This window comes from Siccibacter colletis (assembly GCF_000696575.1).
Taxonomy (GTDB): domain Bacteria; phylum Pseudomonadota; class Gammaproteobacteria; order Enterobacterales; family Enterobacteriaceae; genus Siccibacter; species Siccibacter colletis.
In genome coordinates this window covers 168713-183580 of the sequence record NZ_JMSQ01000007.1, presented here as the reverse complement: position 1 = coordinate 183580, position 14868 = coordinate 168713, and the positions used below count along the sequence as shown (strand labels likewise).

13 protein-coding genes are annotated in these 14868 nt (G+C 57.5%); all 13 read right to left on the bottom strand.

Translation table 11 applies throughout. The annotated features are described in order from the left end of the window. Nucleotides 1–10: 10 nt before the first annotated feature. The 13 genes from ET34_RS0109755 to amiB all read right to left on the bottom strand — a co-directional run bounded on the left by ET34_RS0109755 (nucleotide 11) and on the right by amiB (nucleotide 14865). Nucleotides 11–409: a DUF350 domain-containing protein gene (locus tag ET34_RS0109755; protein ID WP_081826921.1), complete on the bottom strand. Its 399-nt coding sequence runs from the start codon at nucleotides 407–409 to the stop codon at nucleotides 11–13. A 308-nt stretch (nucleotides 410–717) separates the two neighbouring features. Further along, the gene (gene rlmB, locus ET34_RS0109750; RefSeq protein ID WP_031521578.1) at nucleotides 718–1449 is read right to left on the bottom strand and encodes a 23S rRNA (guanosine(2251)-2'-O)-methyltransferase RlmB; all 732 of its coding nucleotides are present in this window, start codon (nucleotides 1447–1449) and stop codon (nucleotides 718–720) included. Nucleotides 1450–1524: 75 nt separating this feature from the next. Further along, entirely contained in the window at nucleotides 1525–3990 is a 2466-nt protein-coding gene (gene rnr, locus ET34_RS0109745) for a ribonuclease R (RefSeq protein WP_031521576.1), read from the bottom strand. A gap of 141 nt (nucleotides 3991–4131) precedes the next feature. Next, nucleotides 4132–4557 (bottom strand): nitric oxide-sensing transcriptional repressor NsrR, encoded by a 426-nt coding sequence (nsrR, locus tag ET34_RS0109740; RefSeq protein WP_031521574.1) that lies wholly within the window; start codon nucleotides 4555–4557, stop codon nucleotides 4132–4134. Nucleotides 4558–4855: 298 nt separating this feature from the next. Then, complete coding sequence (locus tag ET34_RS0109735) at nucleotides 4856–6154, bottom strand: adenylosuccinate synthase (RefSeq protein ID WP_031521572.1); 1299 nt, start codon at nucleotides 6152–6154, stop codon at nucleotides 4856–4858. A 102-nt stretch (nucleotides 6155–6256) separates the two neighbouring features. Further along, complete coding sequence (locus ET34_RS0109730) at nucleotides 6257–6454, bottom strand: DUF2065 domain-containing protein (RefSeq protein WP_031521570.1); 198 nt, start codon at nucleotides 6452–6454, stop codon at nucleotides 6257–6259. 121 nt (nucleotides 6455–6575) lie between these two features. Then, nucleotides 6576–7580, bottom strand: a complete 1005-nt coding sequence (gene hflC / locus ET34_RS0109725) for a protease modulator HflC (RefSeq protein ID WP_031521568.1) — start codon at nucleotides 7578–7580, stop codon at nucleotides 6576–6578. A 3-nt stretch (nucleotides 7581–7583) separates the two neighbouring features. Beyond that, on the bottom strand, nucleotides 7584–8846 hold the full coding sequence (gene hflK, locus ET34_RS0109720; RefSeq protein WP_031521566.1) for an FtsH protease activity modulator HflK: 1263 nt from the start codon (nucleotides 8844–8846) through the stop codon (nucleotides 7584–7586). 90 nt (nucleotides 8847–8936) lie between these two features. Further along, entirely contained in the window at nucleotides 8937–10217 is a 1281-nt protein-coding gene (gene hflX / locus ET34_RS0109715) for a ribosome rescue GTPase HflX (protein ID WP_031521564.1), read from the bottom strand. Between the two features lie 75 nt (nucleotides 10218–10292). Further along, nucleotides 10293–10604, bottom strand: a complete 312-nt coding sequence (gene hfq / locus ET34_RS0109710) for an RNA chaperone Hfq (RefSeq protein WP_031521563.1) — start codon at nucleotides 10602–10604, stop codon at nucleotides 10293–10295. Between the two features lie 93 nt (nucleotides 10605–10697). Further along, on the bottom strand, nucleotides 10698–11648 hold the full coding sequence (gene miaA, locus ET34_RS0109705; protein WP_031521561.1) for a tRNA (adenosine(37)-N6)-dimethylallyltransferase MiaA: 951 nt from the start codon (nucleotides 11646–11648) through the stop codon (nucleotides 10698–10700). After that, nucleotides 11641–13515, bottom strand: a complete 1875-nt coding sequence (gene mutL / locus ET34_RS0109700) for a DNA mismatch repair endonuclease MutL (protein ID WP_031521559.1) — start codon at nucleotides 13513–13515, stop codon at nucleotides 11641–11643. Before mutL ends, miaA begins: the two co-directional genes overlap by 8 nt. A 9-nt stretch (nucleotides 13516–13524) precedes the next feature. After that, a complete protein-coding gene (gene amiB, locus ET34_RS0109695; RefSeq protein ID WP_031521557.1) occupies nucleotides 13525–14865 on the bottom strand; it encodes an N-acetylmuramoyl-L-alanine amidase AmiB in 1341 nt (446 codons plus the stop codon). Nucleotides 14866–14868 lie beyond the last annotated feature (3 nt).

Here is a 14868-nt window from a genome sequence, read left to right as displayed (position 1 = left end):
TGTGTTGTGTTTACCATGTCATACATGCCGCATTGAGAATACCACCGGCGATAGACGCCGCGCCCATAAAGATGCCGGCAGCAAGATTGCGGTTGATGATTTTTTCACTCAGCTTCGGCATATACATCAGCACGCCGCCGTAGATTATAAGCTGAACCACCAGCGCGATCGCCCCCCAAATCAGATAGTCGACAATGCTGACGGAGTTGATGGCAGCACTGGCCAGCGGAATGACATAGCCGATAATGGCGCCGCTGAAGGTAACAGCCGCCGCGCTGTTATTATCTTTAATCAGCTGCCACTCGTTGTGCGGCGTGATGCGGGTGTAGATAAACATAAAGCAGTTGATCATCGCCAGGCCGATAAAAAAGTAGGCGGCGAACGCCATTAATCCATGAAATGTCTGCACAATCCTGTCTCCCGAGGCGGTAAATTTTATTGGTTTGCAGGGGCAAACCCCTGTGGCGCTTATAGTAGCAGCCCGCCTGTATATCCTCGCCGGGCTGATAAAACTTTACACTGGGGCACAGGCATAAAAAAGCCACCCCGCAGGAGGTAATGCTTGTCAGTTAAGGGGACCCGTCTCGTAGGGCGGGTAAGCCTGCGCACCCGCCGCCGCGTATCCAAAGGTGGGTGCGCTACGCTTACCCACCCTACGCGCTGGGGCGCAGGCATAAAAAAGCCACCCCGCAGGATGGCGTTTTCAGGCTGGCGGGCTTAACCGCGCTGGCGTACCGCTTCGAACAGGCAGATGCCGGTAGCAACCGAGACGTTCAGTGAGGAGACGCTGCCCGCCATCGGAATGCTGATCAGCTCGTCGCAGTGTTCGCGGGTCAGGCGGCGCATGCCTTCCCCTTCCGCGCCCATCACCAGCGCCATGCGGCCGGTCATTTTGCTCTGGAACAAGGTATGATCGGCTTCACCGGCGGTACCAACGATCCAGATGTTCTCTTCCTGCAGCAGACGCATGGTGCGCGCCAGGTTGGTGACGCGGATCAGCGGCACGTTTTCCGCTGCGCCGCAGGCCACTTTCTTCGCGGTGGCATTGAGCTGAGCGGATTTGTCTTTCGGTACGATCACCGCGTGCACGCCGGCGGCATCAGCGCTGCGCAGGCAGGCACCGAGGTTGTGCGGATCGGTAACCCCGTCGAGGATCAGGAAGAACGGGTTATCGAGTTCAGCGATCAGATCCGGCAGATCGTTCTCCTGGTACTGACGACCCGGCTTCACGCGCGCAATAATTCCCTGGTGCACCGCCCCTTCGCTCTTGTCGTCGAGCCACTGACGGTTGGCGACCTGAATTACCACGCCCTGGGCTTCCAGCGCGTGGATAAGCGGCAGCAGACGTTTATCTTCGCGGCCTTTCAGAATAAACACTTCCTGAAAGCGCTCCGGCGCACGTTCCAGCAGGGCCTGCACCGCGTGGATGCCGTAAATCATTTCACTCATGAAAATACTCGTATTAACTCTGTTATTGGTTTACTCCCGGGGGCGCACCTGAGGAACGCCGCCGGGAGAAGATACTCAGTCGGTCGCTTTCTTGCGCGACCCGCGTTTCGCTTTGGTCGCGGCGGCAATCTTCTGTGATTTCGCCGACGGTTTTTTACTGCTTCTTGCCGGTTTTTCGCTCTTTTCCGGGCGGGCAGCGCTCTCTTTCTTCACTTTGCCTCTACCCTTCTCGCTGCGAAACGCGCTGTCCGGCTCAAAGTTGGCTTTTTTGCCCACCTGACGACGGCCACCGCTTTTGCCACCGGGCGCTTTTTTCCCGCGTTCACGTTCGGTTTTACCGACGTTGCGCGGCGCGCGCTGGCTGGAGATCAGCGTGAAGTCGATCTTACGCTCGTCCATGTTGACGGCTTCGACGCGCACTTCCACGCGGTCGCCGAGGCGGTAGGTCTGGCCGCCGGATTCGCCAATCAGACGCTGGCCCACCTGGTCGAAACGGTAGTAGTCGTTGTCGAGCGAGGAGACGTGCACCAGACCGTCGATAAACAGCTCGTTGAGACGCACAAAGAACCCGAAGCCGGTGACGCTGGCGATAACGCCGTTAAACACCTGGCCCACCTGGTCCTGCATAAAGTCGCACTTCAGCCAGTCGGCAACGTCGCGGGTCGCTTCGTCGGCGCGACGCTCGGTCAGGGAGCAGTGCTGCCCCAGCTGAAGCATCTCTTCCATGCTGTAGTGCCAGCCGCCGCTCTCGGTGCTGTTGCCTTTGTGGCCCTGCTCTTTCGCCAGCAGATATTTGATGGCGCGGTGCAGCAGCAGGTCCGGGTAACGGCGGATCGGCGACGTGAAGTGCGCGTAGTGCTGAAGCGCAAGGCCGAAGTGACCGCGGTTTTCCGGATCGTAGATCGCCTGTTTCATGGAGCGCAGCAGCATGGTTTGCAGCATTTCATGGTCCGGACGCCCGGCGATGGACTCCAGCAGCTGCGCGTAGTCGCGCGGCTCCGGCTTGTTGCCACCCGGCAGCTCCAGGCCCAGCTCAGCCAGTACGGTGCGGAACGAGGTAATCGCTTCGTTAGTCGGACGGTCGTGAATACGGAACAGCGCCGGCTCTTCTGCTTTTTCAACGAAGCGTGCGGCGGAGATGTTCGCCAGAATCATGCACTCTTCGATGAGCTTATGCGCATCGTTACGCTGGGTCTGCTCGATACGCTCAATGCGGCGCTCGGCGTTGAAGATAAACTTCGCTTCTTCACTTTCGAAGGAGATGCCGCCGCGCTGGGTGCGCGCCTGCTCCAGCGCTTTATACAGGCTGTGCAGCTCTTCGATAGGCTTCACCAGCGGCGCGTACTGCTGACGCAGATCCTGGTCGCCCAGCAGCATCTGCCAGACTTTGTTATAGGTCAGACGCGCGTGGGAGCTCATCACCGCTTCGTAGAAGCGAGAGCCGGTCAGACGTCCACCGACGGAGATGGTCATTTCACAGACCATACACAGACGGTCAACCTGCGGGTTGAGCGAGCACAGACCGTTGGAGAGCACTTCCGGCAGCATCGGGATCACCTGCGACGGGAAGTAGACCGAAGTACCGCGGTTACGCGCTTCGTTGTCCAGCGGGGTTGGCGGACGCACGTAGTAGCTCACGTCGGCAATCGCCACCCACAGGCGCCAGCCGCCGCCGCGTTTCTTCTCGCAGTAGACCGCGTCATCGAAGTCACGGGCGTCTTCGCCGTCGATGGTGACCAGCGGCAGTTTGCGCAGGTCAACACGGCCAATCTTCGCCTCTTCCGGCACCTCTTCTTTCAGGGAGGCAATCTGCTGTTCGACCGCTTCCGGCCAGACATACGGGATTTCATGGGTGCGCAGCGCCATATCGACCGCCATGCCGGTGCCCATGTTGTCGCCCAGCACTTCCACAATCTTACCCACCGCTTTGGTGCGGCGGGTCGGACGCTGGGTCAGCTCGACCACCACCACGAAGCCCATGCGTGCGCCGTTAATCTCTTCTGGCGGGATCAGGATGTCGAAGCTCAGGCGGCTGTCGTCCGGTACCACAAAGCCGACGCCCGCATCGGTGAAGTAGCGGCCAACGATCTGGCTCATTTTTGGTTCCAGCACGCGTACCACGCGCCCTTCGCGGCGGCCTTTACGATCCGCGCCCAGCGGTTGCGCCAGCACCACGTCGCCGTGAATGCAGGTTTTCATCTGTTCGCTGGAGAGATACAGGTCGTCCTTGCGGCCTTCCACGCGCAGGAAGCCAAAGCCATCGCGGTGACCAATGACGGTCCCCTTGAGCAGATCAAGGCGCTCCGGCAGGGCATAGCACTGGCGGCGGGTAAAGACGAGCTGACCGTCGCGCTCCATCGCGCGTAAGCGGCGGCGCAGCGCTTCCTGCTGCTCTTCGCCTTCAATGCCCAGCTCAACGGCCAGTTCATCACGACTGGCGGGTTTTTCACGCCGGGTTAAGTGTTCAAGGATGAATTCCCGGCTCGGGATAGGGTTGGAATACTTTTCGGCTTCTCGTTCCTGAAAAGGATCTTGTGACATATCGGTTCCTCCGTTGTCATTTCTGGTGGAATTACGCGTCGTTTCAGGCTGTTGGCTTATGTTTTTACCTTCTGACATAGTTATCTATGCCGCAAGGATCGTCCAGTCAATGCTGTGACGCAGCCTGAAATCCGCGGATATTTATTCCACCAGCAGTAATTTATAAAGCGGCTGGTTTTGGTCGACCATGTCCGCAAGCGTGTAGTTGTCCAGTTCCTGGAGGAAGCTTTGTACTGCTTTTGCCAGCACCTGCTTAAGACGGCAGGCGGGCGTGATGTGACAAAACTCGCTACTACAATTCACCAGCGCCAGCGGTTCGAGTTCACGGACCACATCGCCGATACAGATTTCATGTGCTGGTTTACCCAGCCGGATACCGCCGTTTTTTCCGCGTACTGCAGCCACATAGCCTGAACGGCTCAGTTGATTGACTATTTTCACCATGTGATTGCGTGACACACCGTACACGCTGGTCACTTCGGAAATGCTGGTCATGCGCCCCTCGGGCAGCGATGCCATGTAAATCAGTGCTCGCAAACCGAAATCGGTAAAACTCGTTAACTGCACATCAACCTCAGACTATGGGAAATAACGCGGTCGCCATCGGGCGACATACCCTTAATGATTTGGATTACAGGAAAATGACACCGCCGCGCTTAAGGTGACCATTTCTATCATCGCCTGCGATACGGTCTGAACCCGGATGGATAAAGGGTATGTATCATATTGATGATAAACCAGCCAGCTATGGAGCCGCTAATTTATTTGCGCTTCGTCGGGGTGAGAAAACGGCGTGAAATCAGTGGAAGAGGCAAAGCAGGATAGCATAAAAGTAACAAGGGGCGCATAGCGCGCCCCTCAATGATTATGCGTCGAACGGGTCGCGCAGGATCATGGTTTCTGAACGGTCCGGGCCGGTTGAAATAATATCAACAGGCACGCCGGTCAGCTCTTCGATACGCGTGATGTAGTTCAGCGCTGCCTGCGGCAGGCCACTGCGCGTTTTCACGCCGAAGGTGGTTTCAGACCAGCCCGGCATGGTTTCGTAGATCGGCTCGATGCCTTCCCAGTCGTCCGCCGCCATCGGGGTGGTGGTGACTTCACGGCCATCCGGCATACGGTAACCGACGCAGATTTTTACCTCTTTCAGGCCGTCCAGCACGTCCAGCTTGGTAAGGCAGAAGCCTGACAGGGAGTTGATCTGCACTGCGCGACGCACTGCAACCGCATCCAGCCAGCCGGTACGACGACGACGACCGGTAGTGGCGCCGAACTCGTTACCCTGCTTGCACAGGAACTCGCCGATATCGTCGAACAGTTCGGTCGGGAACGGACCGGCGCCAACGCGGGTAGAGTAAGCCTTGATGATGCCCAGCACGTAATCCACATAGCGCGGGCCAATACCGGAACCGGTCGCCACGCCACCGGCGGTGGTGTTGGAGGAGGTCACGTACGGATAGGTACCGTGGTCGATGTCGAGCAGGGTACCCTGCGCGCCTTCGAACATGATGAAGTCGCCGCGCTGACGTGCCTGATCCAGCAGGTCAGAAACGTCCACCACCATCGCGGTCAGGATGTCGGCGATAGCCATCACGTCATCCAGCACTTTCTGGTAGTCAACGGCGTCAACTTTATAGAAGTTCACCAGCTGGAAGTTATGGTATTCCATTACTTCTTTCAGCTTGTCAGCGAAGGTGGCTTTGTCGAACAGGTCGCCAACGCGCAGGCCGCGGCGGGCCACTTTATCTTCATAAGCCGGACCGATACCACGACCGGTGGTACCAATCGCTTTCGCGCCGCGTGCTTTTTCACGCGCCACGTCAAGGGCGACGTGATAATCAAGGATCAGCGGGCAGGCTTCAGATAACAGCAGACGTTCACGAACCGGGATACCGCGGTCTTCCAGTTCCTTCATCTCTTTCATCAGCGCAGCTGGCGACAGCACTACACCATTACCAATGATGCTGGTGACGTTATCGCGAAGAATACCTGAGGGGATAAGATGGAGAACGGTTTTTTCACCGTTGATTACGAGAGTATGGCCTGCGTTGTGACCACCCTGGTAGCGCACAACATATTTAGCCCTTTCAGTCAGGAGATCGACGATCTTCCCTTTACCTTCGTCACCCCATTGGGTGCCCAGTACGACGACGTTGTTACCCATTTTTCAAAATCACCGTTTGCTTAAAAAAGGATTCTACCATCGGTTTTCATGATGATCAGCACTTTTAGACAACTAAAATCGGCGATAAACCCAGAATTGTGCTCAGTTAATCGTTTTCGTCAACATGTAGTAGATTACAACGCCTGCAACCACAAGACCGCCGCCAAAGCGACGTAAAAGCGTATCCGGTTGCTGGCTAATGCTGAGCACCATTCGTTTCCACAGGCGCGGAAACAGCAGTGGCCCAAGGCCTTCCAGTACCAGTACCAGGGCGAGCGCCAGCCAGATTGTTGAATTCATTGGGTGTTCCTTTATATCAGGTTGCTGCGCAGCATACCCGAAGCGCTTTACCGGAGGCCAGAAAAAGAAAACCACCCGCCGGTAAACCGGAGCGGGTGGTTTCGTTATGCCTGACGCGGGATCAGCGAGTGCTGTTGCCCGGCGACTTCATAAAGCGGAAGAAATCGCTGTCCGGGCTGAGTACCATCACATCCTGATTGCTCTGGAAGCTACCTTCATAAGCACGCAGGCTACGGATAAAGGCGTAGAAGTCCGGATCCTGGCTGAACGCGTCAGCAAACAGTTTCGCCGCTTCGGCATCACCTTCACCGCGCAGGATCAGCGCCTGACGCTCGGATTCTGCCAGCGTACGGGTAACTTCATAGTCCGCCGCCGCGCGCAGTTTCTCGGCCTCTTCCTGACCCTGTGAACGATGACGACGCGCTACCGCTTCACGCTCGGCGCGCATACGGCTGAAGATCGCCTCGGATACTTCGGTCGGCAGGTTGATCTGCTTGATACGCACATCCACCACTTCAATACCTAACGCTGCCATGCTGTTCGGGTTAACCACCGGGATTTTACCGTTGGTTTCCGCCGCTACGCGCTCGGCGGCTTTAGCAATAGCGTCGTCCGCTGCCGGGGTTTCCACTTCGTCTTCGGTGCCGGCAGAACCGGAGTTCAGCGCCTCGCGCACTTCAGAGGTCAGACGACCACGGGAGTCGGTAACGATGTCTTTCACATCCAGACGCCCGATTTCTGAACGCAGACGGTCAGAGAACTTACGCTTCAGCAGCACTTCGGCCTGGGAGATGTCGCCCCCGCCGGTTGCCAGGTAGTAACGGCTGAAGTCGCTGATGCGCCACTTGATGTAGGAATCGACGATCAGGTCTTTCTTCTCTTTGGTCACAAAGCGGTCGGCCTGGTTATCCATGGTCTGGATACGCGCATCAAGGGTCTTCACTGATTCAATCAGCGGGATCTTGAAGTGCAGGCCCGGCTCGTACACCTGCGGCTTGTTGTCTTCATCACGCACCACCTTGCTGAACTGCAGGGTAATACCGCGCTCGCCCTCTTTCACCACGAAAATCGAGCTATAGAGCACGACCAGCACGATGATAATTATCGCAATAACTGACTTCCTCATCGTTTATTCCCCTGGGCGTTGGTAGTCGTTACGCTGCGCGTTGGCGCGGCGTTGGTCCATGATATCGGCATTCGATGATGACGACGATGCGCTGCTGGCGCGGTTGCTGCCGGTATTGGATGACGCCGGCGGCAGACGCAGCAGAGAGTTATCACCGCTGTTATCATTTTTTGCAGCCGGAGCCGCATTGCCTTTCAGCATCTGGTCGAGCGGAAGCACCATCAGGTTGCCGCCTTTATCGTTGACCAGCACTTTACGGGTATGGCTCAGCACGCGCTCCATGGTCTCGATGTAGAGACGCTCGCGGGTGATTTCCGGTGCCGCTTTATACTCCGGCAGGATTTTAGCGAAGCGTGCAACTTCACCCTGCGCTTCCAGCACGGTCTGGGTCTTATACGCGCGCGCTTCTTCAAGAATACGCTGCGCCTGACCGTTAGCCCGCGGCTGAACTTCGTTGCTGTAAGCTTCTGCCTCACGGATGTACTGCTGCTCGTTTTCACGGGCGGCAATGGCGTCATCAAATGCGGCCTTCACCTCTTCCGGCGGACGGGCTGCCTGGAAGTTGACGTCCAGCAGGGTGATACCCATGTTGTACGGCTTAATGGTCTCTTCCAGTTCACGCTGGGTATCGCTACGAATAACGGTACGGCCTTCGGTCAGGATGCGATCCATGGTGTATTTACCGATAACGCCACGCAGCGCGCTGTCGGTAGCCTGACGCAGGCTGTCGTCGGCGCTGGTTACGCTGAACAGATAATGACGCGGATCGGTAACGCGGTACTGTACGTTCATCTCCACGCGCACCACGTTTTCGTCCGAGGTCAGCATCACGCCTGAGGCGGCCAGCTCGCGTACGGACTCAACGTTCACCGCAACCACATCGTCGATAAACGTCGGCTTCCAGTTCAAACCCGGCTCAACCAGACGGTTGAACTCGCCGAATCGGGTAACCACACCGCGCTCGGCTTCTTTAATGGTATAGAACCCGCTGGCCGCCCAGATAATCACAGCAGCGGCGGCAGCGATAGTGACAATACGCCCGCCCATATGGTTACGCGGCCCCTGCGGTGCGCTACCGTTATTGTCGCCTGAACCTTTACCACCGCCGAAACCACCGAGCTTTTTGCTCAGCTTACGGAAGATATCATCCAGATCGGGCGGCCCTTGTTCACGTCCACCCTTATTTCCCCCAGAGTTGCCGCCTGGTTTGCTGCTTCCCCACGGGTCGCGGTCCTGTCCGTTATTACCGGGCTGATTCCACGCCATGTTTATGCTCCATAATTGTTGTGCGGTGATATACCCGACATCTTTTGGGTACCCCCCAGAGAGGGGAAAATTCTTCAGGCAGCCAGCCGGTCAGATAACGTAATCCACCAGGGCTGGTTCTTGTTTACAGAGACGACGCCAGTCAACTACCGGCATACGGATCTGTATGCCAACGCTGCCGTCCTCTTCCATCCACTCTTTTTCTATCGCCTGAAGCTGATAAAAACGGCTCCGCAGACGCCCGGCATCTGGTGGCAGGCGCAGCGTGTGCTGCGCAATTTCACCTGACAGCCGTTCCGTCAGAGCCTGGAAAAGCAGTGGCACTCCCTCACCCGTCTGCGCAGAAAGCCAGACGCGTATGGGCTTGTTCTCTTCATCACGGTCGATGCGCGGCTGGAAATCCTCCAGCGCGTCGATCTTGTTCATCACCAGTAACGTCGGGATCTCGTTAGCATCGATCTCTTCGAGCACGATATTCACCGCGTCGATGTTTTCCTGCATGCGAACGTCCGCCGCGTCGATGACGTGCAGCAGCAGCGTCGCCTGACGCGTCTCCTGCAGGGTCGCTTTAAATGCCGCAACCAGGTCGTGCGGCAGATGGCGGATAAACCCTACGGTATCGGCAAGCACCGTTTCACCGACGTCGGCGACGTCGATGCGGCGAAGCGTCGGGTCGAGCGTGGCGAACAGCTGGTCCGCCGCATAGACGCGGGCTTCGGTTATCTGGTTAAACAGGGTGGATTTACCGGCGTTGGTGTAGCCCACCAGCGAGACGGTTGGCACATCGGCTTTGGTTCGTGACCGGCGCCCCTGTTCTCGTTGTTTTTCTACCTTCTCAAGGCGCGAGAGGATTTGCATGATTCGGTTGCGCAGCAGGCGACGGTCGGTTTCCAGCTGGGTTTCACCGGGGCCGCGCAGACCAATCCCGCCTTTCTGACGCTCAAGGTGGGTCCAGCCACGCACAAGGCGAGTGGCGAGATGGCGCAGCTGCGCAAGCTCAACCTGCAGCTTCCCTTCATGGGTGCGGGCACGCTGAGCAAAAATATCAAGGATCAGGCCAGTGCGGTCGATAACGCGGCACTCGCATAAACGCTCAAGGTTACGTTCCTGAGCAGGTGTCAACGCATGGTCAAAAAGCACGACTGATGCCCCAGTGGCTTTTACTGCATCGGCAATTTCGACTGCCTTACCTTCACCAACAAAATACTTGGGGTGCGGTGCTTTGCGGCTACCGGTAACCACCTGCAACGTTTCGACACCAGCGGAAGAGACCAGAGATTCAAACTCCTGGAGGTCTTCCATGTCTTTATCTTGCGTAAAATAGATGTGTACCAGCACCGCCTGCTCACCGGCATCATAACGGTCAAACAAGCGTAAACCCTCATAAAATACCAGCGGGGAACACAGCTGAACTGGTTCCCCGACATGGAACAACAGCCGTCAGCCTTACTCGGCGTCTTCGCTGTCTTGCTGCGGCGCAGCACTACCCTGCGCGTTGCTACCGTGATGGTAGTTATTGTTGGAACCGCCGCCGGTGTTATTGCTGTGATGAGAGACCGGACGAGACGGAACAACAGTAGAAATGGCGTGCTTATAGACCATCTGGCTAACTGTGTTTTTCAACAGGATCACAAACTGATCGAAAGACTCAATCTGACCTTGCAGCTTAATACCATTCACCAAATAAATAGAAACTGGAACACGTTCGCGACGCAGTGCGTTCAAGAACGGATCTTGTAAAGATTGCCCCTTAGCCATTCTATCTTTTCCTTATATGCTTGTTTTGTACTTAGAACCATGTGGTCCTGAAAACTACCTAAAATCCGCGCAATACGAGTTGATTGTACACATTTAGTGTTGCCCGGCACCAACAACCTGGAGAACGCTGTCGAGAGCCTGTTGAGGCTGTTCACTGTCTAACCAGTGCACCTCTTTCCAGCCTCGCAGCCAGGTCATCTGGCGCTTCGCCAACTGCCTCGTGGCGCAAATACCTCGATAAACCATTTCATCGTGTGATATTTCACCCTCCAGATATGACCACATCTGTCGGTAACCCACACAACGAACGGAAGGCATCTCCGTATGCAAATCTCCGCGAGCAAAAAGCGCCCGCACTTCAGCTTCAAAATCTGAAGCTAACATCTGATGAAAACGCTGCTCAATTCGTTGATGGAGCAGTTCACGGCTCGCCGGGGCGATGGCGAACTGATGCACCTGGTAAGGCAGAGCGTCTCCTGACGTTTGCGTCAGATCCGTTAAAGTTTTACCCGAAATGAAAAAAACTTCCAGTGCCCGGGAAAGCCTTTGCGGATCATTTGGATGAATCCGTGCTGCCGCAACCGGGTCAATTGACTGGAGTTGCTGGTGCAGTACGTCCCATCCCTGCTCTGCTGCCTGTTGTTCGATTTTTGCCCTGACCTCCGGATCTGCCGACGGCAACGGCGACAGTCCTTCGAGTAACGCTTTGAAGTACAACATGGTTCCGCCCACCAGCAGTGGGATTCTCCCGGCTGCGGTGATCTCCGCCATTTCAGCCAGTGCATCGCGGCGGAAGTCAGCGGCGGAATAGGCCTGCGCCGGGTCGAGGATATCCAACAGCCGGTGCGGCGCCTGCGCCTGCTCCTCGGCGGTCGGTTTCGCAGTGCCGACGTCCATTCCCTTGTAGATAAGGGCGGAGTCTACGCTAATCAACTCTACCGGTAATGTTTTCCGCAGGTTTATTGCCAGCGCTGTCTTACCCGAGGCCGTCGGCCCCATTAAAAAAATTGCCTGTGGCAGGCCAGTCTTGCTTACTTCAGTCATGGTTCAGGGCTTTCATCGCCGGATGTAAATCAACAGGTTGTAACAAACCACCAGGCGGTGACTTCACCAGTTGCGGACACAGTCGCTCAAGTTCAGCCAGTAAGGAGATGGCCTGGGCCATGTTCCACTGCTGGTGTTCACTTGCCAGATGACGTGCCAGCCATTGGGCTACGTCCTCTTCTCGCGACTCTGTCTGCTGCGCCAGGTAGCCTATCAGTTCAGGAATCAAGATTTGTAAATTTTGTTGGCGTAAGGGTAAAGGCACCGCCCGAATCGTCACATGTTGCGAGTCAGTTAACAGTTCGATACCCATTTTTGCCAGCAGCGCCTGGGTCTGCGCCACCGTTTTCAGCTCTTGCGGCCCCACTTTCAGACGAACCGGAATCAGCAGCGGCTGCGCGCAGAGCTTTTCGCTGCCCGGCACCAGCTGCGCTTGTCTGAGCCAGCGCTCTGCCACCGGTAGCGCCAGCAGTGCCAGCGTGGACTCACGTTCCATCAGCGCAAAATGCGGTTCAATAATGGTGAGTACACGTCCAAAGCTGTGGGAGTGCGCATCATGCTTCAGCGCTGGCGGCGGTGTGACGGTTGGCGTGCGATTATCCGCCGCCGGGGTTTCCATCAGCTTTTGATAGAGCGCCCCCTGCTGTTTCTGATAGCCAGGCTGAGCGTTGGGCCAGCTGACTCCCGCGCTCTGACGCGGTGCGGAAGAAGCACCGGTTGCCGCCTGGCGCTCCCCGGCCTCGTAGCGCGGAGCGCTGTCCCGCGCCTTTGCAGGATCGGAAAAGTGATTTTTCCCCGCCGCTACGCGGTTTTCCGGCTGCCAACGCGGCGCTTCCGGTTCCGGCACGGTGCTCAGGGGCAGCGCGGGCTCGGCCTGGGGTTGCAGCACGGTTACCACACCCTGGTAGATGAAATCATGCACCAGCCGCGACTGATGGAACCGCACTTCATGCTTGGCCGGATGGACGTTGACGTCTACCTGATGCGGGTCAATTTCCAGATAGAGCACATACGCCGGCTGATCGCCCGCGCCGAGTTTGTCTTCGCAGGCCTGGCGAATCGCGTGGTTAATTAACCGATCGCGCATCATACGACCATTGACGTAGCAATACTGAATATCACCCAGCGCGGTGCTGGTTGGCTCAGCGACCCAGCCACGCAGCGCCAGATCGCCATGCTGCCACTCAATCGCCAGCGCTTTTTCCAGGAACGGCGTGCCGCAAATTGCGCCCAGCCGACGCTCGCGCGGTGCGCCCTGCGGCACGGCGCGATACTGACGCACCATTTTGCCGTTGTGGCTCAGGTTAATGGTGACATCAAACCGCGCCAGCGCAATGCGGCGAACCACTTCATCAATATGCGTAAATTCGGTTTTCTCGGTGCGCATAAACTTGCGGCGCGCCGGGGTGTTGTAGAAGAGGTCGAGGACTTCCAGCGTGGTGCCAACCGGATGCGCGGCAGGTTTCACCGTCACGTCCATATCACGCCCTTCGGCATAGGCCTGCCAGGCCTCCTGCTGCTCCTGAGTGCGGGAAGTGAGCGTGAGGCGCGACACCGAGCTGATACTGGCCAGTGCTTCACCGCGAAAACCAAGACTGATGATGGCCTCAAGGTCGTCGAGCGAGGCAATTTTGCTGGTCGCGTGACGCGCCAGCGCCAGCGCCAGCTCGTCTTTGCCAATGCCTACGCCGTTGTCGCGGATGCGGATAAGCTTCGCGCCGCCGCGTTCAATATCGATATCGATGCGCGTTGCGCCCGCATCGAGACTGTTCTCGATAAGCTCTTTCACCACCGACGCAGGGCGCTCCACCACTTCGCCAGCGGCAATCTGGTTCGCAAGCTGTGGCGGCAGGATCTGAATCGGCATGGCTACTCCTTAGTTGGTCAACATTCCGCTACCCGCCTGGCCAGAACGCACGGTCTGGCTGCTCTGGCTATCGGGCGCGGACTGTAGCGGGTGCGCCAGGAAATAGTTGCGCAACCCCTTATAGATGGCGTCGGCGATCTGCTGCTGGTAATCGTCACTCGCCAGCAGACGCTCTTCGCTGCTGTTGCTGATAAACCCGGTTTCCACCAGCAGAGAAGGAATATCCGGAGAGCGCAGCACGCCCAGACTGGCGTGTTCCGGGCGGCGCTTGTGCAGGGAACCGACACGCTGCATTTCGCTCAGCACTTTGGTCGCCACATCATACCCGACGCGCTGGGAATGTCCGAACTGCAAATCCAGTACCGCCTGGCTGAGATACTTATCGGCGTCGCTGTTGGCCAGCACGTCGCCCGCGCCGCCCAGCAGTTCCGACTGCTTCTCGTGCTGCTCAAGCCAGCCCGCCATCTCGCTGTTAGCGCGACGGTTAGAAAGCACCCACACCGAGGCTCCTTTCGCCTGACGGTTTGGCGCGGCGTCAGCGTGGATAGACACCAGCACATTGGCGTTCTGCTTACGCGCCACGTCCGAGCGGCCCATCACTGAAATAAAGTAGTCGCCGTCGCGGGTGAGCACGCCTTTGAACATTGGGTCAGCATTGAGCAGCGTGCGCAGTTTACGGGCGATAGCGATGGTGACATTTTTCTCACGCGTGCCGCCCTGTCCAATGGCACCCGGGTCCTGACCGCCGTGACCGGCGTCAATCGCCACCACCACCTGCCCCGATCCTGCGGGTGCGCGGGCCTGTGCAACCGGGCGCGTCGTGGTGTTGCTGCTGACTACGCTGGTTGTGCGGTCGCTGCTGTCATTGAAGGGGTTTTTAACCGGCTGCGCGGGCTGTGACGGACGCGCGACGGGCTGCGGCGCGCTGCGCTGCGCCACGACCGGGGCTGGCGGCGGACGCGGCGCATCAGCATTGATGGTAAACACCACCGTATAGTTAGCACCGTTCTTCTGCTTTACCGCCCGGGTTTTCCCGTTCTGGGTGAGATCCACCACCAGCCGCAGCGACTGGTTATCTTTCGGCGTACCGGAGCGAATGCTTTTTACCAGGTTATCGCCGCTGAAGTTGAGCGGCAGCCCCTGAATCACCCCTGTCTGTTTGATGTCGAGGGCGACGCTGCGCTTACCCTGCTGGCTGAAGGCATAGTCCGGCTCACCGACAAAACTAAACGTGATACGTGCCTGGCGGTCGCCGTTCGACACCTGAATATCAGATAAACTCGCCGCAAAAGCCGGTGCACACAGCAACAGCAGTGCGGCCATCAACCACTCTTTTACGCGAATTCTCATGCT

What these genes read in the sequence shown, in the direction of transcription:
- rnr (WP_031521576.1), bottom strand. Translation starts at nt 3,990, where the DNA reads ATGTCACAAGATCCTTTTCAGGAACGAGAAGCCGAAAAGTATTCCAAC.
- ET34_RS0109730 (WP_031521570.1), bottom strand. Translation starts at nt 6,454, where the DNA reads ATGAATTCAACAATCTGGCTGGCGCTCGCCCTGGTACTGGTACTGGAA.
- ET34_RS0109735 (WP_031521572.1), bottom strand. Translation starts at nt 6,154, where the DNA reads ATGGGTAACAACGTCGTCGTACTGGGCACCCAATGGGGTGACGAAGGT.
- hfq (WP_031521563.1), bottom strand. Translation starts at nt 10,604, where the DNA reads ATGGCTAAGGGGCAATCTTTACAAGATCCGTTCTTGAACGCACTGCGT.
- amiB (WP_031521557.1), bottom strand. Translation starts at nt 14,865, where the DNA reads ATGAGAATTCGCGTAAAAGAGTGGTTGATGGCCGCACTGCTGTTGCTG.
- mutL (WP_031521559.1), bottom strand. Translation starts at nt 13,515, where the DNA reads ATGCCGATTCAGATCCTGCCGCCACAGCTTGCGAACCAGATTGCCGCT.
- rlmB (WP_031521578.1), bottom strand. Translation starts at nt 1,449, where the DNA reads ATGAGTGAAATGATTTACGGCATCCACGCGGTGCAGGCCCTGCTGGAA.
- hflC (WP_031521568.1), bottom strand. Translation starts at nt 7,580, where the DNA reads ATGAGGAAGTCAGTTATTGCGATAATTATCATCGTGCTGGTCGTGCTC.
- miaA (WP_031521561.1), bottom strand. Translation starts at nt 11,648, where the DNA reads ATGACTGAAGTAAGCAAGACTGGCCTGCCACAGGCAATTTTTTTAATG.
- hflK (WP_031521566.1), bottom strand. Translation starts at nt 8,846, where the DNA reads ATGGCGTGGAATCAGCCCGGTAATAACGGACAGGACCGCGACCCGTGG.